Source organism: Alkalihalobacterium alkalinitrilicum, from assembly GCF_002019605.1.
Lineage (GTDB): Bacteria > Bacillota > Bacilli > Bacillales > Bacillaceae_F > Alkalihalobacterium > Alkalihalobacterium alkalinitrilicum.
The window spans coordinates 711,572-731,745 of the sequence record NZ_KV917368.1 but is presented as its reverse complement, the minus strand read 5'-3'; the positions used below and the strand labels follow the sequence as shown (position 1 = coordinate 731,745).

Here is a 20,174-nt window from a genome sequence, read left to right as displayed (position 1 = left end):
AAAACATGAACAATAGTTCATTCCATTCAGGAATAAATTGTTACATAATAATAAAGGTAAATAGATTTAATACTTTGGAACCATTTGTAGGATTTTTACATTTTCTCCCTCTATGTAAACGATCGTACGTTAGGTTCTCATAAACAAATACAATAATTTATTTAAAAAGGAGTTTTCACGTGAAGAAAAAACCTATTCTGTATAATACATTCGGAAAAGTTATTAAATTAATAAGAGAAAGTAGAGGAATGACACAAATTGAATTAGCACAGAATGCTGATCTTTCGGAGAGATACATTATTGATATTGAAAACGGAAAAAGAAACCCTACTATAGATGTAACCTATAGTCTAGCAAGTGCACTCGGTACGCTTCCTTCTGTCATTTGGGAAGAAGTAAAAACGAGAGCTATGGATGGATAAATAACGAGGAGTAGAGATACCCTCTACTCTCTCTCATTTTCTATTTCTATTGAAGTGTTTATTTTTAAAAATAGGAGACGGATGAAATGTTTTGTGATCAAAAGTCCTCCACTTCCCAAACAGCCCTATTGAAAATTCTTTTTCATTCGAGCAAATTCCCTATAAAGGAGCCAACTAAAATGACTAACATGATCCTTGATCATTACGAAATCAACAAAAACACCGCTGCCCTTCTCCCAGCTTATCACACCGATTATCAAACAACTGTCTGGGAAAAAGAACGACGCTTTCACGTAAAAAAGACACCACATGAGCTCATAAAAGAAGCCTGCTTAGAAGGCGGTGCCGATTATAACGGTAGGAAGGCTGCTGTCACTTACAAAACAGGCGTTTCAATCAAAGTTCCCATTCCTTTGATTCCACAAGAGCAAATCTACGCTTTCCCAACTCACTCGCCGAAACTTCATGAATGCCACTGGCTCTTCTATCACCACATCAAGACGATTCAACGCCATCCCGACACGCCAACCCATACGATCATCACCTTCAAAGACGAGAAAGAGCTATTACTGCACGTGTCCTACCACACAATGGAAAGACAACTGCAACGCACATCCTACTGTATCACACGCTTTACACCTTATCTGACCTACAACTAAAGTAACGAAACTGGGGCTACATACACAGCGAAAAATTGACGGTAGCCAAAACTGAACTACCAACGACAAATACACACAAAAATAGACAGGGAACTAATCTTAGTTGAAACTAAAACAATAAAAGATAAAGATCTCGTCAAGAACAAGTAACTAAAGATTGATCAAGTCAATATAAACGAGCTGGCCCTTTCGTTTTTAGTGATTTCGTGCCTTTACAATTCGTGAAAAACGTTCAAACAATTTTTCAATCCAGCAACAGAAATTGCGGACTACGGATTCGCGCGCAAATCGCTTATCGATCGGCTAAATTCCCAGCACAAACTTCGATCGATCGATTCATTCCTTCCAACGATCGTCCATACATTCAAACAAAGCGTTTATCGGTATAAACAAAAGAAGATCCAAATCAGTTTCATGCCGATTTTTATGGACGGTGGCGAACTTGCTTAGGGTTGAGAAAAAAGCTGATTGCTGAGATGACGAAGTGGTGGCAGTGGTTGATGTGTTAATGAGATGAGGAGTTGAGGATAGGTCACTGTTTTTCAGTCATTTTCAAAATGAATAGAATTTTTATCACCTATGCCATCGTTTTTAGATGTAATTTCGTACTTGGCTGAATTTTAAAGTATAGAGTGTCTGTCAGTAACCAGACACTCTAAAATACTATTCGATACTGGTGGTCGGGGTCGAGATTGATCGTTAAGCATTGATATTATACGTTTCTGTTAGGGTGATGTGTAAAATTTGTGTAAAAGGATTTTGGGTGTAATTCAGGTGAAAGGTTTCACCTGCTTCTTTTGTTCCGAACGCCTCATCTGAGGAGTTGATAGTGTTTATAGTTTATTCTATTAAATAGTTATTGGAGTATTACTTGCGATCCCGCCCCATTATTCTTTCGGCTCTTCCATATCGAACCCACCTTTAAGAATGAACTTCTGAAGTAAATTGTGTACTCTTATGTTGATCTTAAATGGTGGTATTTTTACCTTTTCCAATTTTTCAAAGTATTCTCTTGCCTTGACTTTGTCTACGGAAGCCTTCAAATCATCAAAGCGACCATACTCATTGATGTTTGCCTCATTTACATTTGCAACCAAAAGATTGCGGAGTTTTTTTTCATCCACTCCCAAAATTCGTGATATACTTTGGATCTGTTCATTCTTTGCCCTAAATTGATATTCAATGATATAATCCCTGAAAGTTTTACCACTTTCCATTCTGGCATTTCCGCTTTCTACGTCGTGAAGGAAGATGTTTGCATACTTTTGTTCTTCCTGCGTCAATATAGCGAATGATTTATGCAAATCATCAAGTGTCTTTCGTTTTTCATCTACATCTACATCATCATATGTTAGGATTTTCAGAAATTTTTCAAAGCGCGAGTTCATATAGTCCGAGTCGATTTTGCCAGTATCAATCTCAGTTAGGTAACCAACAATCTCAAAAGGGACATCGTCGCCTCCACCACCGTCGTTGCCACCAAACAGCTCTTTATAACGCATCGCCAAAACCAAATAGGTGTTTTCATCTAGTTTCATTTCGACTTTAGTCTTTGGCTTTCCACGGCCATGGCTGAACTCATACGTTGACTGACTCCATGTAAAGCCTTGAATTTTTACAGCTTCCAGATAGTCGTTAAATGATTTGAAGAGTGATGCAAATTTCCCACGCTCCGAACGGTCATCCGGCAGCTTTTCGAAGTTCGGAATGCCAGAACTGTTGAATAGCTCGCCAATGTCATCAAAAATTGCATTCAGTTTGTTTAGATTGTACTCAAGCTTTTCTACAAATAATCCAATAGGTTTATCACCAGAATAGAGCTTCACAGCTTTTTCGATGTTTTGCTCCATCGTATGCGGATACCTGTAGTATCGTATAGTTCCAAAACGCTTTTCTGGGCCAAAGAGACGATTTGTACGAGAGAATGCTTGGATGATATTTTCATACCAAAGCTTCTTATCCATATAAAGCGTATTAACCCACTTGGAATCAAAGCCTGTAAGCATCTGGTCGACTACAATCAGCAAATCGAGCTGCTTTTCCGGCGTTCTTTCTAGAAATTTATATAGATCTTTGTGAGCAAGCCGTGAAGCAATGTCTTTTTTCAGCTTATCGAAACTCTTCAGACTAAATTTCTGCCCATATCTAGCGTTGTAATCCTCGATTATTTCAACTAGACCATCCTCCTTAAAGGCAACCCCCCCGTTATTGTCGATGTTTGGGTCAAACAAGCAGGTAACCTTTAAGCTGGGCATTGCTTTTTTTATCTTCCGATAATAACCGATTGCTTCGGGGATGCTACTTGTAGCAAATATTGCATGGAACTTGCTATTATGACTTAATCTCACCCAGTTGTCAGCAATGTCCTTAACAACCATGTTCTTATGTTCTTCAGTTTGATATTGGGATTTCGGCAAATAGTCCTCTATACCTTTGACATACTTTCCGTCATCACCTATATAGCCCGCCATTTTTACTTGAGAAGAATCCATGTATTTGTAAAAGACTTCCTTCTTTTTAGGATCGTCAATGGCTTCTTCAACTGAATCCGCTTTTGCCTGCAACAAAGCAACAGCCTGCCGAACATCCCTATCTCTGAAGGTCAACACTTTGTAGGGGTCAAACCCAAGGACATTCTTATCACGAATACCATCGGCTATGCTATATCTGTGCAGCTCGTCACCGAAGATGGTCGATGTGGTGTTCATTTTCTTTTGGTTTTCATCCTGAATTGGCGTTCCTGTAAATCCAAAGAACATTGCAGATGGAAAAGAGTCCTTTATATCCCTGAGCATATTTCCGAATGTAGAGCGATGCGCTTCATCGACAATAAAGACGATTCTCTTGGAACGCATCATCTCAATATCATGAGCATTTAAGCCGCCCTCTTCGTCTCTAATATTGCTCATTTTCTGAATAGAGGTGACAATAAGCGTATTTGCCGGGTCTTCGCTTTTAAGCTTTAGAATTAAAGTAATTGTGTTTTCCGTTGCCTGAACAGAGTCATTTTCATCTGCAAAACCTTGATACTCTTTCAAGGACTGCGTTCCAAGTTCAATTCTGTCCATCAAGAAGATAACCTTATCGGCATCTTTAGAGTTTGCAATAAGCTGCGCCGATTTAAAGCTTGTCATCGTCTTGCCGGAGCCTGTGGTATGCCAAATGTATCCGCCAAGCCTGTCGCGACCATTCCAGTTGGTTTTGGAAACGCGGTCAGAAATGGCGTTTGCTGCATAGTATTGATAGCTACGCATGACCTTTAGTACACCATCTGTATCATCTGGGACGGTGTAAAAGCCAATAAGCTGGTGAGCCATCGGAATGGAAAGCAGCGAAGAAGCTATATCTTTCCAGTCATTGATATGCTCATTATTAAAATCTGCCCAGTGAAAATAGAAATCCTTATTGAATTTTCCGTCCATTCCAGGATTGGCGAAATAAACTGTATCTGCTGGTTCCATAGCAACAAAAATCTGAATCAGCGAAAATATACCGGTAAAAATCCCTTCAGCGGAGTATTTTTCAATCTGGTTATATGCCTGGCTAACTGAAACGCCGCTACGCTTCAGCTCAATATGAATTACCGGCATCCCGTTGATCAAAAGCAACAAATCGCCGCGACGATCATTTAATATTTTGGACTTGCTCTTAAATTTTGGCTGCTTTACGATTTGATAACGGCTTTGTCCGGCAGCTATCTCACGGCGGTCATATATCTTTAGACTGACCTCTTTCCCGAAGTGCAGAGGATCATCGGGATTATCACGGGTGATGGCTACAGTTCTCCCGTTTATAAAGCCATTTAATTTCAAAGGTGTGCGCAACGTTGTGATCTGCTCCATAATCTGTTGCATCTCGCCACTTGTCAGAGGGTAATTATTCAAACGGTCGATTCCTCTGTTGTTTTCAAAGAGAATATCCGCCCAGTTTTTAAGCAGATCTTCTTCAGAGGAATGTTTCAGGATATTAGATTCCCATCCTTTATGAGTAAGTGCCTGAATCAAGGCTTCTTCAAAATCAGATTCTTTGTCAAATACCATCGTGGGTTACACCTCCTACACAAACATTTTTTCGAGCATTGATTTTTTGATGTTTTTTAACTTTTCTAACTTACGCTGATGAAGAGTGATAAGGTTATCGAGATGAGTGAAATACAATCCGATTTTATGTTGTTCCTCTACACTAGGTAATGGTATAGTTCCTTTGCAAAAATTATCGTAATAAAAGTACAGGCGAACGCCACCTTCTTGGTATCGTTCAATTATTTTTTGGAAATAATCTGTTTTAATCCAATACCAAAGAAAGACATCATCGCACTCATTTGTTGTCTTAAAAACTTCATAGAGTGAGCTTACTATCACGCTTTTGCTTAGATTTTGATAGCCAATAGAACCAACATTTATTCTTGCTGGATTATATGCGAAAGATTGAGGAGAAACAATGTAATACATACTTTTGTCAGCATCTTTCATTGTTCCACCGTGTTCAAATTGTTCATTTTGAGGGACAAACCCCTTCTCATTGGAAATAGAATAGCTTTCATAAGATATATTATCGCTGTTTTTCACACCTGAAGGAAATGTTACATCTCCCAACTTTCGATGTTCCCAAGCATCAGTAAATCCAGTGAATCGAATCTCTGGACTATTGTCCCCATCCTTCGGAAACATTTTTTGGAGCATGGATTTTTTAACAATTACCAGATTGTCATACTTACGCTTATAAAGTGTGATAAGGTTGTCGATATTCGTCAAGAATTCTCCAATTTTTAATTGCTCTTTCAAATCCGGATAGGGTATTGGCATTTCTATAAACACAGAGTCCCTAATTGAAAATCGGTCTGAACGAGCACCTGTATCACCATTCAGCTTCATAAAAGAATGCCAATATCTGCTTTTAAAATACTGTTCAAGAAAAGTATTATCTATGTCGTGAGTTCTAAAAACAGTATAAAGTGGCGACATTACACCATTTCTGCCCAGTTTGTTACGGTTAATTGGTCCGACAGGAGCAAAATTTGAAATTCGAGGATTGTAAACAAAATCCTCATTTTTAACTACATAATAGCCGTCCAAGTTTTCAATATTTGATATGTCATGGTCAAAAAAATCTCGTTGGCTTATAATCCCGAACTCTGCAGAGTTTGTAAAAGTCTCTGTATATTGTCGATTTGCGTTCTTTTCTAAAACTTTGTCTGATATATCAGATAGCATACGCTGTTCCCAAACATCGGTAAATCCAGTGAATCGAATCTCTGGGTTTTTATCTTTTTCAGCCATTTCGTTCACCCTTTAACAGCGCCTTGAACTCGCTGAGACCTTTCATATCATACTCGTTACCGACGAGTTCATCAACGAGTGCTGTGAGAGCAGATTCCCTTCCCTTTATCTCCGTTTCAACCGCAGAGTATGTGACAGCGTATTTTTCCGAAAGGGCTATGACTTTACCTACCAGAGAATGAATAATCGCATGGGGAAGCTGATTGATACTCTCCGTAAGCGGAAGAATCCATTTTTGCTCAAGTAATTCTAGCGCCTGTTCATCGGTAAGCGATTCAATGGTTTCCTTTGTTTTCATATGCAATGCTGCAGCATCCGCTTTTACCTGCGCTTTTATTTCTTTTTCTTCGGTCATCAGATTGCTTACTTTTACAATTTTTGCTTCAAAAGATTCTTCAGGGAATTCAAAAGCGGATTGAAGCTCTGTTAAATAAGCATTTACTGCTTTTTTACCATAAGTACCATCTTTGTTTGTTTCCATATTTGACCACACTACATCGTTGTGAGTACTGATAAAGTCAAGTTTGTCTGCTTTGCTGGAAAGTGCAGTATAAGCTTTCAAAGCCCTAATTTCCTGAGTGTCCACATCAGCATAGATTTCTTTGAGTTTTTCACCAACTTCTTTTGAAACAAACGCATCGTTGGAATCGTTTGTAACGCTTGAGTTCTTTTCTTCTTCAGAAAGTGAGTCGAGTATTTCATCATATTTAGAGGAGATTTCGGAAATACGCCCCTCTTTTTGCTTGAGTGCTTCATATTCATCCAAAAGCAATGTCCGCTGCACAAGATCAAACGGAATAACATGACCGACCCAACCTTCCTGTACCTCCTCCTCTTTGCCGTCCTTCTTCTTAATAACCATGTTGGGTTCAACTTTTTTAACAGCGGTGAAACCCTCTGTCTGAATTACTTCAAGGTCAACAGATGTTTTTGCCCACTCATCATCAAGCAATTGATATGCTTCATATCTGTTAATAAGCGGAATGGCAGAAAGGCGGGCAAAAATGTCAGCACCCAAAACAACCTTTTCTTTTGATATATTGAGACTCTCCATGTTCGTTATTAGCTCGCTTTTCAAGAAACCGTGAAAGTCTACGAAAGATTCCATAAAATTGGAAACAAAAGCTTTTACAGCGGGATGTTCATTGACCGCCTGCTCAATATTGTCAACAGCCAACTCAGCATAAGGACCTTCACCTTTTGTAAACAAAACCTCTTTTAATTTAGGGAAAGCACTCCAGTACTCGCTAAGTTCAGTAATTTCACTCATGGGAATACCGCCGAACATAGAAGCGTATATGTCCCATTTTTCTGCATCATCAGAGGAATCAACATATCTCTGAATATTCAACTTATATTCTTTTTGGCGAATTTCTTCACGGCTAACTTTCCTTGAAAATTTGTGAATATCGGCTCTATCTGTTACGACATCAACGATCTTTTTAATATCAGAAGCTCTGAGCTTATTGTGCTTGCCAACTTTAATAAAACCCTTGGATGCATCAACAATCAAAACATCGGTATTCTCACGCTTTTGCTTCAAAACCATGATGACTGTCGGAATTTCTGTACCAAAGAAAATATTGGCGGGAAGTCCAATGATAGTATCAATGTGATTGCTTTCAATCAGATTTTTGCGAATCTCACCCTCTTCACCGCCACGGAATAAAACACCGTGTGGAAGAACTATCGTCATAATACCGTCCGGCTTAAGATGAAATAAGTCATGAAGCAGGAATGCATAATCAGCTTTTGATTTCGGAGCAAGGCCGAAACGCGAATAGCGAGGGTCTGTTTCCTTATTACTCGGGTCCCAATGCTGAGAATACGGAGGATTGGAAACAACTGCATCCACGTAAAGTGGATTATACGTATCAACTGGATTTGCTTCATCAAAGTACGGCCAATCTTCTTCCAAAGTGTCACCATTACGGGTTTGTATATTAGCCGGGATTATTCCACGCATAACTAAATTCATACGAGTAAGATTGTATGTATTCTGCTTCAGTTCCTGTGCATAGTATTTGATGTTGTCTTCATCATCAATATGCTTTGCAACAGAACGACCGATGTTTATTAAGAGTGAGCCCGAACCACTCGTCGGGTCATAAATACTAATTTCCGTTCTGTCCTTCAAATGGTCTGCAACAATTTCGGACATAAGAAAAGACACTTCGTACGGGGTATAAAACTCGCCTGCTTTTTTTCCGGCATTTGCAGCGAACATACCAATTAGATATTCATATATGAAGCCAAGAACATCGTAATCCTGCTTCCCATCCATAGGAATATCTTTAATCAGATGAATCAAATCGCTGATAGCTTTTGTTCGTGATGCTGAACTATCACCGAGCTTACTTAAACCAGTCTGCAGGGTATTAAATATACCCTCGAATACCTTCTTATGAGAGGGATCAATCAGACGGTTGAATGCTGACAAGGCATCCGTGACATTAGACACATCAAAATCTTTGCCTAGTTTGAGCCAAGTTGAGAACAAGTCCTTGTAGGCAATAAAATATCCGATACTTTCACGAACATACTTTACTGTTTCGGCATCGTCTTCATCAAGAGCCTCGATGTCTTCCTGGGTAAAGCTGTTTTCTTTCAGAAACTTTAATTCCCAGTCAGAAAGATACTTATAAAATATGAAGCCTAAAATGTAATCTTTATATTCATTCGCCTCAATTTTGGAGCGCATTTTATTTGCTGATCCCCAGATTCTTTTGGCAAGCTGTTGTTTATTCATGATAATCCTCCTATAGTTTCATGTCTTTGCGGTTTAAGAAAATTCGTGTGTACCCCTATGCACAGCAACATTGGGGATAATTAGATTGTATCAAATTTCTCAATGATTACTTCAACAATTATATCAAATATGCTAAACAATTTTTTATCTTCTAGCCCAATTGCAGCAATACGAGCATCATGTCAGATATTAATGAGGTTTATAAAATATTCCAGCTTTCTTATTTGTTTTCTGAGGAAATTGGCCAATTAGGAACTAATATGCATCCCCTATCACATCACTATCATTTAGTTCTTCAGCACTTCTGCAATCGTAATGGTTTCGTTGTTGTTCATCTGAGCCCAGTTTTTTGAATTCAAATCAACACATCTCTAAAGTAGTTGCAAGCCTGCAAGCCTACTTCCACCGTATAGCGGTCCAAACTTTTTTTCCCTTCATAAACAACTTAAAATTATTAGAATACAGGAGCAAATTCGTTATTCGGTTCCCAACGATGAATTAAATAATTTATGGCTATTGAATCCATGCTCTTTAGGAATGATATTCTATCTGTTTCTCTTTTTCCTGTCTGGTTAATTAATGTCTCCCTCAGAGGATGATGGCTCTCGATAAAAAATGTATTTCTCTTATGTAGTCTCTCTAATAACTTTATTGAAGGTACCTTTGCGAATTTCCCACTCAGTCCTCGGTTACAGTTCTTACATGCTAATACTAAATTCCATACACCATTAAGGTTTAATTGTACCTGTGATTGAAGCACGTATGGAAAGAAATGATCAACATCTCCTAAATCTGCTGAAAGAGAGTTAATACTAATATCATCAAAACAATAAAAACATTTACCTTTTTGGTAACCATTTAAAGCATCTCTCGCGGAAGTCACATCGGTTCTTCGAATATTATTCTCTTCAATATAAAAGATATTGGTTTCATCATCATAGTTAACTTCCAATAAAGAAGGAGACACATTCATAGACCATGCAGTTTCCACCAGCCTCCACCTTGCTTCAACTTCCTGCTCAAAGTTCTGAAACTGTTTGCTATCTCTTAACAAATATAGGCTATCTGTGATAACAATTCCTTTAGTTCTTCCTCTTGTTTCTTTTTCGAAGAACTTCACAGATATTTCATTTTGGTTCACAATATGAAATGCATCTAAGACATTATTAAAGCCATACTTTTTGGTAGTCGATATCAATTCGTCTCTGGAAATTTCATTATTTATTGCGTCTCTACATGCATTAAGAAAAGTACTAGATTTTGATGTAATTTGTTTATCATTTTGTTTTAAATGTTCAATAATTTTTTTAGAAAAGGGTTCTGACAATTCTTCCAGTGTAACAAAACTATCTTCTTTTGGAGCCAACTCAATTAATGATTTAGCAAGTGCAAATTTATAAGTGGCAACATTTCTCCCAAATAAAATAACAGAGCGCCAATATGACTCTAAAGAAGGATGTTCTTCCATAAACAAAGACATAGTTCTAATCCCCTTTATCTTATGATTTTAGTCTTCCACATCAACTAGGAATATCCAGTCACTAAACCCTCCTCTTTCCATGACTTTCTCTTTCCGAATTTCCTCTACCTGAAAAATAGTTTCACCATGTACCTTTACTAGAGAATGAATAATTTCAATAATATCTGCTAATTCTTCAAGAGATTGTCTATCTTGAGTAGCTCGTAAATACTCTTCTACTTCTTCTCCTAATTTTAATTTTAGTTCTTTTACGTATTCCGCTTCAATTAGTGTTCTAATATTATACGCTCTTCCTGAATCTCCAATTATTTCTGGAATTTTATCTCGAACAAGTTTATTGTATATAGGCAAATTAACCATCCTTTTATGTGTTGTATCTTTCTTTTATACCATCATAAATAAATTAGCTAAAAAAACCTTATGAAACTCTCTCATAAGGTTTTAATATTTTTGTTTGTGAGGAATTACCCCTCGGACTCCCCCACGTGGATTATCCATATCTCCACGGTATCTTGGAATCAAGTGTATGTGGACGTGAAAAACCGTTTGGCCAGCCGCCTCCCCACAATTAATACCGATATTATATCCACTTGGATTAAATTTTAAATCCAATAATTCCTTCCCTTGCTCCAAAAGCTGGTTGAAAGATTCCCTTTCTTCCATTGTACACTCGAAAAAGTCACTAACATGGCGTTTCGGAATAATAAGTAAATGTCCTTTAGTTACAGGATATTTGTCAAATATAACAAAAGAATAATCGTTCTCTAAAGCAACCTCTAGTTTATCATCATTACAAAATATACAACTATTCAACATGAAAACCCTCCTTTTCTAACTTGGATTTCTTCTTGTTATTTCCTCATCTATTAGCCATGCTATATATTCAACTTTAGCATTGTGTTCATTATTTTTATTAATAAAAGGAACACCATCTCTGAATATAGCCATACACAACCCTGAAGCTAACGCTATGCTAAAAATTATGTAAACATAGGGCGTATCAAATAACCTCTCAATAGCCGGTAACAATATAGCAATAGTGGATATATATATTGCCAACGCAGAAAAGTTATTTCCGATATCTCTTTTTTGACATTTAACGAATATTTTTATTTTTCTTAGTTCACCAATTGATGTTATATCTTTTATTATATTATAAGCTATAGTATCAGTTTTTGCGTTTAATAACTTTATAGATAATTCCTTTATTTTATCTTGTCCAACAAACTTTTCTAACTTTAAATACATTATGGTCAAACTCCTTATTACCCTTTTTCAATGAAAGGAAATTGGATACAAGTTTCTTAAATGAGGGTGTCTCACTTTTTTTGTTATGGTGTTGAGAACTTTTTCCTACTTTTCAATTTTAGCACATCTACTATATACAGTTATTTTCTAGTATTTAAAACTTATAGATAATTCCATTAAGGCTACATTCAAACAGAATGATGCTAGTCGTTTATAGACATCAATGGCTCCGATCTATCACACGATAGGATAAATCGTTACTGCATATTCAGGTATGCAGTAAAAACTATGAACCTTTTGTTCATGTCTGTAAACCAAGGGCAAAGTATGCCCAACAATGGTTTAAAAAGTTTTTAACTGTACAAGTGTGAATTACGAAGTTCTGTACTTCACAAAAGTCTACTAATAGCCATAATGGCCTGCAAAAGACTAGTGTAACGTACTCATTCAATATATGAGTGTGTTTACTTATGTCTTTTGCAGGCCTTTTTTGATTTTCTAAAAAAGTGAGTTTTAATAAATAACCTTATCGGGAGTTACGAGAATGGCAAATAGTCATTCTCTTTGTTGTATTACGTTCCCAATAATCTATGATGACCTTAACTGGATGGTCGGGATCAAAAGGTCAATGGAGTCGCAGGCAGCCATTTAAAATTTAGAGCCAATCGCTTCCTGGAGCGGTTTAAAAATATCAGGGTCGGTGTACTGGGTGGTGCACTCACCGATACAGCCTTGCACTTAGCAAAGACGACAGTCACCTGTAATTACAGGTTCATATTTAGATTTGCTATGTCAATGAATGGTTAACATATCATTCACTCGTTCAATACGAGGGGCGACGTTCGTACTTACTCACTTAAAATTAAAGACTGAGATAGGTTTTAACCATGCCTTATCTACCAAGGTTTCAGTTAACTTTTAGATTATGAGTTAGACATGAAACAGCTCTATTTGCAAGTGGGATAAGTATGTCCAAATTTAAAAAACTAATAGTAAAGTGAGGAATATATAAATGAAGATTGTACAATTAAATCCAAATAGTTTAAAGGCACATCCTGATAATTACAAGTTGTTTTCGGAATTAAAACCTAGCGTATACAGTAGTCTTAGAGATAAAATATCGAAGCGAATGGTATACACACTCCGCTTCAAATTACAAAAGATAATGTTATCATCTGCGGTCATAACCGCTGGAAAGTATCAATGGAATTAAAACTCGATGCAATTCCTTGTATTTATGTTGAAGGTTCTACGGATGACCATGTATGTATAATGATTTCTGAAAACCTTATTCGCCGTACGGTAACGATTTATTTTGCCAAATTGAACAAGCTGTGAAACTGTCCCAAATTGGGACACTTTCTATTAGAAATGGTGCAGATCAAATGGCAATTAGTAAATCCATGTTCCATAGACTCCTTGCTTTCTCTAAATTAATTAGTCCACTTCAAGATAAATTAAGAGAAGGAAAAATCACAAGGATAGCAGCTGAAATCTTGGGAAAGCGAGGGATTGAGGAACAACAAAAAAACTACGAGTCTCTAAAATCTCTTAACAAAATTACAGTGACAGATATAGATGCATTGGATATGAAAAAGGATGATGCGGATAAGCAGTACTGGAATAATTTAAAGAAAGAAGTCGGCAAGGTTGGCGAAAAATACCTTGGTGAACTTCAAGAATTAATTAGCAGGTGCGAAACAGAGACTATCTTAAATGAGATGAAGGAACTTCAAGTGAACTTAGAAAAATTTGCATCCTTTGTAAATGAGAAAGGAGACAGATCATGACCAGAAAGCGTGAGTGGACGTTAACCAAAAAAGAAGAAAAAATTTTTAAAAACCTTTGGAATCAAGTTATTGCTATTTTTGATTTTCGTTCCCACCAACAGGGAAAAAGAGGCATAGAACGTTACCGAGAAGCTCTTAGGGCATTTTGTATCCACCTTGCTATATACTATCATTCCTCCAACTTTAGAAATATACAGGATAAGCACCTTATAAGTTTTATTGAAGAATCGAAGTCGTCCAGAGTTTCTGTAACGACTTTAAAAACAGATCTTGCTGCGATTAGAAAATTGCACACTTTGACAAGGAAAACTCGTTATAAACTTACAGTTAATAACGAAGTATTAGGAGTGGAAGATAGAAAGAAGCAAATTGTAGATCGTGCTTGGACTGACACTGAACTTGAAAATGCTATAACGGTTGCATAAGTTATGAAGCGTGATGATATAATCTGGGCCTTGTTATTAGCTAGAAATTGTGGTGTTAGAATGGAAGAAGGGACTGCTTTGACAAAGACTCAAATTATCGAAGCACTAGCTAACTCGTATTTAAGCTTGTACAATACCAAGAATGGTATAAAACGAGATATTTCCCTTGATTCAAGTGCAAAAATGGCGCTCTCCAAAATCTTGCAAGAAACTTCATCAGAAAGAATTTTTGTTACTCATGGTCGTAATCACCAACAGGCAAAAAAGAGTATTCAAAATTGGATTGCTAATAATAGAGGTAGATTTTCAGGAGCTCTTAGCGTTATGGAAGAGCAATTGGACCACCAGGATAACACCAACCTTAGTAATACGAACCAAACTAACGTATCACGGGATCAGGCTTGCTTTTGCTCGAGCTAAATATAAGGAATATATAAAACAGGGCTTTTCGAGGCAATCAGCACGAAAACTAGTAGCAGAACAATTAGGTCATGGACGAGACTACGTGACATTAATTTATCTCTAGACCCCCAATAATGATTAGTTAAGTTCCCCTGGTAATTGGGGAACTTTTTTTATTTGCTCCAGCCCCCTGATCAATTCGACACCACCCTTACTTTCAATTAATCTCTCTTTATAGAGTTTGTTAACTCTAAATAACAACGAAAAAGGTGGTCCAATGTTTAAACGATTACAAATATTATTAAAGGTGGGGATGACTAATGAAACAAAAATACGAGGATAAATCACTTATAACCTAATTGCTTCATCATTCTAGTATTGTAATTGTATCCTCTATATGATTTGTTATAGGCAACCTCTGATTTTTCTACTTTTGCTTTTTTCAACCATTCTTCTTCTCTTACCTTTAACATACTAATGTGGCAAGTTTCCAAAGTAATAAATGCAAAAGCCTGTTCTCCATATTTGTTCCATTCACTTTGCATTGATTGACTTCTTGACCTGCCCCTATTTAATTCAGACTTATGATTTAAAACTGCTTGATAAACACAATTAGAAGCCCCTATATAAAACTTTCCATTCAATAGGTTTTTCACCATATATATTCCTGCCCCTTTTGGATATTTTCCACTTAATAACAATGCTTTTCCCCCTATTGTAAAAATTGATAGAAAGGATGAACTTTAATGTCTTTTTTACTTCTTGATTTAACTTTTTCCATTATATGATTTGTAGGAATTAGCTTGGAAATACTTGATAAATCTGCCCCTGTTAAATAAACTATTTCTTCAATTGAATAATTGTTTTCAAATAGTTTTTTAATAAGATATCCCCTTATATATGAAGGTGATAATATGCTCCAATTAGGGTTACTTTTATCAATTCCTTCTAAAATTTCAAATATATAATTTATACCATGAGTTGAAAGGGCTCTGTATTGGTCTCTGTATTTTGCAGGAAACAAGTAGTCTCCCTTTATTTTTATTTTCTTTTGTTTCTTTTCCTTAATTAATTGCTCTATTAGTTTTTTTAATCTAGGTGGGAGCAAAAGTTCTCTATTACCAATATGTAATTTACCTTTATCAACTGAATTCTCAGTTATATTTAGAAGTGTTGACCTCTCCAAACCAAAACATAAACTTAACAAGAATATAGTCTTGTTTCTTAAGGCATCTTTTCTATTATCATAAAATTCAAGAATTAAATTAATATTATCTTCATTCAGTATATCTTTTACCTCATTATCTTTTCCATTTATATCTATCTTTTTAATCAGTTTTTCTCTTTGTTCTTCAAAGTGATGAGACCTTATTATATTGTATTCCTTTAATATTTGAAAGAATGACCTGATATGAGAATACTTATTTTCAAAAGTATCAATAGAAGAAATTTCTCTACCACTCCCTTTATTGCTCTTAACTTCCATATCATAATTTAAAAAATCCTCAAATTCATCTATTCTTATCTGTTCTAATTCTCTATATTTTTTCTGTTGGTGTGCATAATACTTAAAGAAATTATATAGAGTACCTTTGTAAACATTCCAACTCCCACCACCATCAGGGTATTTAATTGCTTTGTATTTTGCTATATCCCTAAAATAGTTTGATATTTGGTTCTCATATATACTTTCTTTACTAAAGTAACCTATTAACTCTTTATGTTTTTTATTAAAGATATCTATATTAAATACAACTTTATCAATCATTAAAGGTCTATTTGGATTGGGGAGTACACTTATACTAGAGTTAAACAAAATAAAGTTTTTTCCATTTGTTAAAATACCCCAGGATAGCCCTCTATCAAATAAATATTGAGCCAACTGACTTTGTTCTTTTTCATTTAACTTATTGTTTGTTGGCTTAACCTCAACATATAAATATGTTACTTCATCTATTTTAACTGCAATATCTGCTCTTCCATCTTTATGGTACTTAGAATGTTCATAATAAAATTCTAATGGGTCATATCCTACCATCTCTAAAAATTTTGTAACAACATGAAACTTTATATTCTCTTCATTTGTATTCTTAAATTTATTATACATCTGCTTAATAAATTCTAACTCTATTTTAGCCATTTCTCATCTCCCCTTACATTTCCTTATAAAACATATTTTATAACAGAAAGTTACAATAGTAAATATTACCAATCCATAAAAAATACCCCTTTAAAAGAGGTATAAAAAAGAAAGCCTTTTATTTGCTAATTATCTTTTTTGTTTTTTAATGGTAAATTTCAAATGAAACTTTTGAAAGACTACCTTCATCTCTTCTAGGGTTGTATTCTGGAGCCTCATCAAGTTTAAAAACCCATTTTACAACTTTATTTTCCTTATTAAATAGCCTAAACTCCTCTAAATAATCATCCTCAGCAGAAATTTTTAATTTATTTCCTCTACTATCAATTAGTTCAAAATCAATAAACTTAAATTCTATATCTTGTTCAGTTACATTAACAAATCTCAATTGTAATTCTAATTCATTTTCATTAAGTTTTTTTATTCTTTCTATTTGTACCTGAGTATTTAAATTGGATGCTTCTTCTTCTGCTATCTCATTAACTTTCTCAATGAATTTATTTCTATCTTCCTCCCATATTTTGTAGTCAACCTCTTTCAATTCAAAGATTTCTGTGATTTTATCTTTAAATTTATTTAAACCATCATTGTCATTCATGTAAAAACTTATTTTTGAAGGGTCAATAGCACCACTAATTTGCTTGAAGTCAAAATTAGGAGTAAGTATTGAATTATAATTCTTAGAAGAAATCCATGCTGCACCCATTTCATTTAAACAAGGTGCACTTTGATAGTAATTGTGAGATAAAATAAAGAGAACCATTATATTACTATTTTTTAATTCACTTTTAAGATATTCATAAATATTTTCTCCATATGGAATACCATACCCAGCTAATGAACTACAAAATATATGTTGGTCACTTTTTTTAATTCCAATATCATTTAAAAGTTGGACAACTAGATCAACATACTTAACATCTTTGGAAGCATGACTAATAAAAATTTTACTAACTTTCGGTTCTTCTACTACCCCCATATTTTCCTCTGTAAAATCATAATTTAATAGGGCTTGTAATTTCCCCATCATTTCTTCAAAAAAATTCTCTGCTTGTCCATTTGCTCTTTTTCCTATTTCTGAAAAGGTTTTATATATTTCATTATCATTAACATTCTTTTTTATGAACATTTTGCATTGTTCAATCCATGCTACATAATCTGAACCTTTAATGTAATCAAGTCCATATTGGTTTTTAACAGTGCATTTTTCTTTTATTTCAAAGCCTTTTTCAATTAATGTTAAAAGCTCATCATGTACATTCATATTTTCTCTCTCCTTAACTTGTATTAAATAACTTTCCACTCTAACTAAATAGTCAATTATATAGTCTCTAATTTTGTTTAGAATTGACTGCAAAGCTGATTTATGATTAAGATATACACTATCAATATGTTGCTTTTTTTCATTTTCAAAATATAAGTCTAAAGGAGCTAAACCACCTGGTAACTTATTACCTTCTAATAAATTGGTGATATGATTTAAATAATCTGTCATTTCACTTACAGACATATTTAATGTATAGCCATTTTGTAGCTTTTTTGAATTTATGTCATACCAATTACATTTTCTTATTTCTAAAACATCATTCCAGACTTCAGCAAACTTAATTTTTAGCTCTTCTTCAGAAAAACCTATATTTAGAGCATATTCTTTCATTTCCCCATATACTTTCTTTATGCTAGTATCATTAAGGCTAGTTTTGTTAATTGTGAATAACATAACCTCTTTAACATCATTTCTACTTTTGGCTATTCTCAGTGCTTTAACAACAAAGTTATGAATATAGTACCTTTCTTGCTCTATCTCTTTTAGAATGGATTGTATATTGCTTAAATTCAACTACATCCCCCCTTAAAACTATTACATAAGCATATTTTACCAAATAATACTATCTTTGTTTGCTCAAATATAAAAAAGGAAGAGTTTCCCCTTCCAATTCATTTATAAACTCTGTTGAATTACTAATTTATTTTGTTAAACCATTGATATTAACAAATATATCTTCAAGAAATATGAATTATTAAACACTGTGTACAATTAAAGTCTGCTCTTTAAATTTTTTAATGGTGAAAATTCTTTATGCTTCTCCATCACATCATCACTAAACAAATTCACATAAGTTCTTACCATTTCCATGCTTGTATGACCTAGAATACTTTGTAAAGTAAATATATCTGCCCCACCCTTAACTGATAGCTTTGCAAAGGTATGTCTAAAAGTGTGACAAGAACATCTTACATCTTTTATCTTGGCTTTATTACCATAGTAAGTTACTCTGTTTTGTAATTGTCTTTTGGTTAATGGTGTTCCATCTATTGTTACAAACAAGGCATCTGTTTTAACAGTGCCCCTAATTGCAATGTATTTCTTTAAAAGATTTTTCATGGTGGATTGAATAGGCACAAGTCTTTCTTTATATCCTTTAGCATTTCTAATTAATACTGTACATTCATTATAGTTTACATCACCTAATGAAATGCCTACACACTCATTTGCCCTTACACCTGTTTCAAGTAACAGTGACATAATTGTGTAATCCCTAATACCTGTGAATGTTCTTAAATCAGGTTGCTTAAACAAGTCAGATAGTTGTTCTTTTGAGAAAGTAGGCATAGCACTTTTCCTATCTTTCAATAATTTAATGTTTTCAACAGGATTGTTAGTAATATGCTTTTCCCTATGAAGAAAATTAAAGAAACTTCTTATTGCTCTTAGCTTAGTATTAATTGAAACAATCTTTAGACCTTTTATATCCTTTAAATAAAGAATAACATTTCTTTTAATATGTTCATTTCTAATCTTGTGTGGGGCAGGGTCAATCTCCTGTTCCCTTAAAATTTTATAAAAGGCACTCAATTCATTCTTGTAATACTTGGTTGTATGTGCCCTTAAATTCCTAATTTCACAATCCTCAAGGAATAATTTTAATGCTTCTTCAAAGTCTATTTCTTCCTTTGTCACATTGTCCATAATAAAGTCAATCTCATTAATTGATAATTGATTATTTCTTCTCATTTGTATAACTCCCTTTCAATTATAAATTGGTAATATTTATGAAAGGGTACATATGACCATAGGAATATGACTTTGCCTAAAAAAGTCTTGTGCAGTAGAAACAATAAAAAGACTTCCAAATTGGCAGGAAGCCTTACAAAATCAAGTGTTCATATGTAGAAATGGTACCGGTGGTCGGGGGCGAACCGACACTCCAGAAGGAACACGATTTTGAGTCGTGTGCGCCTAACATTTCCGCCACAAGCCCATCTTTAAAGGATTTATTTTTCAGAAGAACTAATCTCCTCTTGTCTGACAAATAATTGCTTCAGATTTGCCTTTGATGTTTGGGGACACCTGATTTCTAAAAAAAAGAATAGTTTCTATATGCCTATTTAAATGTTTTACTTTTCTTTTATTCCTATACTAAATTAATTAGGTCCAATAAATTCTCTTTAAAGCTATAGTTGAATTTCTCTCTGACATTCTTTTTATCTATTGTTCTTATGTGAATGTTAAATGGAGTATGTGTCTCATTCTGATATATGGGCAAGGATAAGCTGTTATCCCTTTTACATTAATTGT

At 34.8% G+C, this 20,174-nt stretch carries 18 protein-coding genes; 7 read left to right on the top strand and 11 right to left on the bottom strand.

Annotated elements, in window-relative coordinates:
* Positions 1–179 precede the first annotated feature (179 nt).
* The 3 genes from BK574_RS03515 to BK574_RS28060 all read left to right on the top strand — a co-directional run bounded on the left by BK574_RS03515 (position 180) and on the right by BK574_RS28060 (position 1,470).
* Positions 180–422, top strand: a complete 243-nt coding sequence (locus BK574_RS03515) for a helix-turn-helix domain-containing protein (protein WP_078427530.1) — start codon at positions 180–182, stop codon at positions 420–422.
* A 179-nt stretch (positions 423–601) separates the two neighbouring features.
* Positions 602–1,081 (top strand): competence protein ComK, encoded by a 480-nt coding sequence (locus BK574_RS03510; protein WP_078430770.1) that lies wholly within the window; start codon positions 602–604, stop codon positions 1,079–1,081.
* 206 nt (positions 1,082–1,287) lie between these two features.
* Complete coding sequence (locus BK574_RS28060; RefSeq protein ID WP_218970533.1) at positions 1,288–1,470, top strand: hypothetical protein; 183 nt, start codon at positions 1,288–1,290, stop codon at positions 1,468–1,470.
* Positions 1,471–1,968: 498 nt separating this feature from the next.
* On the opposite strand, the gene BK574_RS03505 is transcribed toward BK574_RS28060, so the two are convergent.
* From BK574_RS03505 to BK574_RS03475, 7 genes are all read right to left on the bottom strand, one after another.
* Complete coding sequence (locus BK574_RS03505; protein ID WP_078427529.1) at positions 1,969–5,121, bottom strand: type I restriction endonuclease subunit R, EcoR124 family; 3,153 nt, start codon at positions 5,119–5,121, stop codon at positions 1,969–1,971.
* A 15-nt stretch (positions 5,122–5,136) separates the two neighbouring features.
* Positions 5,137–6,360 (bottom strand): restriction endonuclease subunit S, encoded by a 1,224-nt coding sequence (locus BK574_RS03500; protein WP_078427528.1) that lies wholly within the window; start codon positions 6,358–6,360, stop codon positions 5,137–5,139.
* Positions 6,353–9,109: a type I restriction-modification system subunit M gene (locus tag BK574_RS03495; protein WP_078427527.1), complete on the bottom strand. Its 2,757-nt coding sequence runs from the start codon at positions 9,107–9,109 to the stop codon at positions 6,353–6,355. The genes BK574_RS03500 and BK574_RS03495 overlap by 8 nt, the downstream gene beginning before the upstream one ends.
* A gap of 454 nt (positions 9,110–9,563) precedes the next feature.
* Positions 9,564–10,577 (bottom strand): HNH endonuclease domain-containing protein, encoded by a 1,014-nt coding sequence (locus BK574_RS03490; protein WP_238457936.1) that lies wholly within the window; start codon positions 10,575–10,577, stop codon positions 9,564–9,566.
* A gap of 39 nt (positions 10,578–10,616) precedes the next feature.
* A complete protein-coding gene (locus BK574_RS03485; RefSeq protein WP_078427525.1) occupies positions 10,617–10,940 on the bottom strand; it encodes a nucleoside triphosphate pyrophosphohydrolase in 324 nt (107 codons plus the stop codon).
* Positions 10,941–11,030: 90 nt separating this feature from the next.
* Positions 11,031–11,405: an HIT family protein gene (locus tag BK574_RS03480; RefSeq protein WP_078427524.1), complete on the bottom strand. Its 375-nt coding sequence runs from the start codon at positions 11,403–11,405 to the stop codon at positions 11,031–11,033.
* 15 nt (positions 11,406–11,420) lie between these two features.
* Positions 11,421–11,837, bottom strand: coding sequence for a hypothetical protein (locus BK574_RS03475; protein ID WP_078427523.1), 417 nt, complete (start codon positions 11,835–11,837; stop codon positions 11,421–11,423).
* A gap of 1,119 nt (positions 11,838–12,956) precedes the next feature.
* Here BK574_RS03475 and BK574_RS29035 point away from each other — a divergent pair.
* The 4 genes from BK574_RS29035 to BK574_RS03450 are packed head-to-tail and all read left to right on the top strand — an operon-like array spanning position 12,957 to position 14,472.
* Positions 12,957–13,175 (top strand): ParB N-terminal domain-containing protein, encoded by a 219-nt coding sequence (locus BK574_RS29035; protein ID WP_078427521.1) that lies wholly within the window; start codon positions 12,957–12,959, stop codon positions 13,173–13,175.
* Between the two features lie 47 nt (positions 13,176–13,222).
* Positions 13,223–13,627, top strand: coding sequence for a hypothetical protein (locus BK574_RS03460; protein WP_078427520.1), 405 nt, complete (start codon positions 13,223–13,225; stop codon positions 13,625–13,627).
* Positions 13,624–14,052 carry a site-specific integrase gene (locus tag BK574_RS03455; RefSeq protein WP_078427519.1) on the top strand — a complete coding sequence of 143 codons (429 nt, stop codon included), beginning with the start codon at positions 13,624–13,626 and terminating at the stop codon, positions 14,050–14,052. The genes BK574_RS03460 and BK574_RS03455 overlap by 4 nt, the downstream gene beginning before the upstream one ends.
* Positions 14,053–14,055: 3 nt before the next feature.
* Positions 14,056–14,472 carry a hypothetical protein gene (locus BK574_RS03450; RefSeq protein WP_078427518.1) on the top strand — a complete coding sequence of 139 codons (417 nt, stop codon included), beginning with the start codon at positions 14,056–14,058 and terminating at the stop codon, positions 14,470–14,472.
* Positions 14,473–14,798: 326 nt separating this feature from the next.
* Here the strand turns inward: BK574_RS03450 and BK574_RS03445 are convergent, their stop codons facing one another.
* The 4 genes from BK574_RS03445 to BK574_RS03430 all read right to left on the bottom strand — a co-directional run bounded on the left by BK574_RS03445 (position 14,799) and on the right by BK574_RS03430 (position 19,610).
* Positions 14,799–15,155: a GIY-YIG nuclease family protein gene (locus tag BK574_RS03445; protein ID WP_078427517.1), complete on the bottom strand. Its 357-nt coding sequence runs from the start codon at positions 15,153–15,155 to the stop codon at positions 14,799–14,801.
* Positions 15,156–15,166: 11 nt separating this feature from the next.
* Positions 15,167–16,594: a type I restriction enzyme HsdR N-terminal domain-containing protein gene (locus tag BK574_RS03440; protein WP_078427516.1), complete on the bottom strand. Its 1,428-nt coding sequence runs from the start codon at positions 16,592–16,594 to the stop codon at positions 15,167–15,169.
* Positions 16,595–16,739: 145 nt separating this feature from the next.
* Complete coding sequence (locus tag BK574_RS03435; RefSeq protein WP_238457934.1) at positions 16,740–18,434, bottom strand: toll/interleukin-1 receptor domain-containing protein; 1,695 nt, start codon at positions 18,432–18,434, stop codon at positions 16,740–16,742.
* Positions 18,435–18,632: 198 nt separating this feature from the next.
* Positions 18,633–19,610: a tyrosine-type recombinase/integrase gene (locus tag BK574_RS03430; protein ID WP_078427515.1), complete on the bottom strand. Its 978-nt coding sequence runs from the start codon at positions 19,608–19,610 to the stop codon at positions 18,633–18,635.
* Between the last annotated feature and the right edge of the window lie 564 nt (positions 19,611–20,174).

What these genes read in the sequence shown, in the direction of transcription:
- BK574_RS03510 (WP_078430770.1), top strand. Translation starts at nt 602, where the DNA reads ATGACTAACATGATCCTTGATCATTACGAAATCAACAAAAACACCGCT.
- BK574_RS03505 (WP_078427529.1), bottom strand. Translation starts at nt 5,121, where the DNA reads ATGGTATTTGACAAAGAATCTGATTTTGAAGAAGCCTTGATTCAGGCA.
- BK574_RS03500 (WP_078427528.1), bottom strand. Translation starts at nt 6,360, where the DNA reads ATGGCTGAAAAAGATAAAAACCCAGAGATTCGATTCACTGGATTTACC.
- BK574_RS03495 (WP_078427527.1), bottom strand. Translation starts at nt 9,109, where the DNA reads ATGAATAAACAACAGCTTGCCAAAAGAATCTGGGGATCAGCAAATAAA.
- BK574_RS03490 (WP_238457936.1), bottom strand. Translation starts at nt 10,577, where the DNA reads ATGGAAGAACATCCTTCTTTAGAGTCATATTGGCGCTCTGTTATTTTA.
- BK574_RS03480 (WP_078427524.1), bottom strand. Translation starts at nt 11,405, where the DNA reads ATGTTGAATAGTTGTATATTTTGTAATGATGATAAACTAGAGGTTGCT.
- BK574_RS03475 (WP_078427523.1), bottom strand. Translation starts at nt 11,837, where the DNA reads ATGTATTTAAAGTTAGAAAAGTTTGTTGGACAAGATAAAATAAAGGAA.
- BK574_RS03460 (WP_078427520.1), top strand. Translation starts at nt 13,223, where the DNA reads ATGGCAATTAGTAAATCCATGTTCCATAGACTCCTTGCTTTCTCTAAA.
- BK574_RS03455 (WP_078427519.1), top strand. Translation starts at nt 13,624, where the DNA reads ATGACCAGAAAGCGTGAGTGGACGTTAACCAAAAAAGAAGAAAAAATT.
- BK574_RS03450 (WP_078427518.1), top strand. Translation starts at nt 14,056, where the DNA reads ATGAAGCGTGATGATATAATCTGGGCCTTGTTATTAGCTAGAAATTGT.
- BK574_RS03440 (WP_078427516.1), bottom strand. Translation starts at nt 16,594, where the DNA reads ATGGCTAAAATAGAGTTAGAATTTATTAAGCAGATGTATAATAAATTT.
- BK574_RS03430 (WP_078427515.1), bottom strand. Translation starts at nt 19,610, where the DNA reads ATGAGAAGAAATAATCAATTATCAATTAATGAGATTGACTTTATTATG.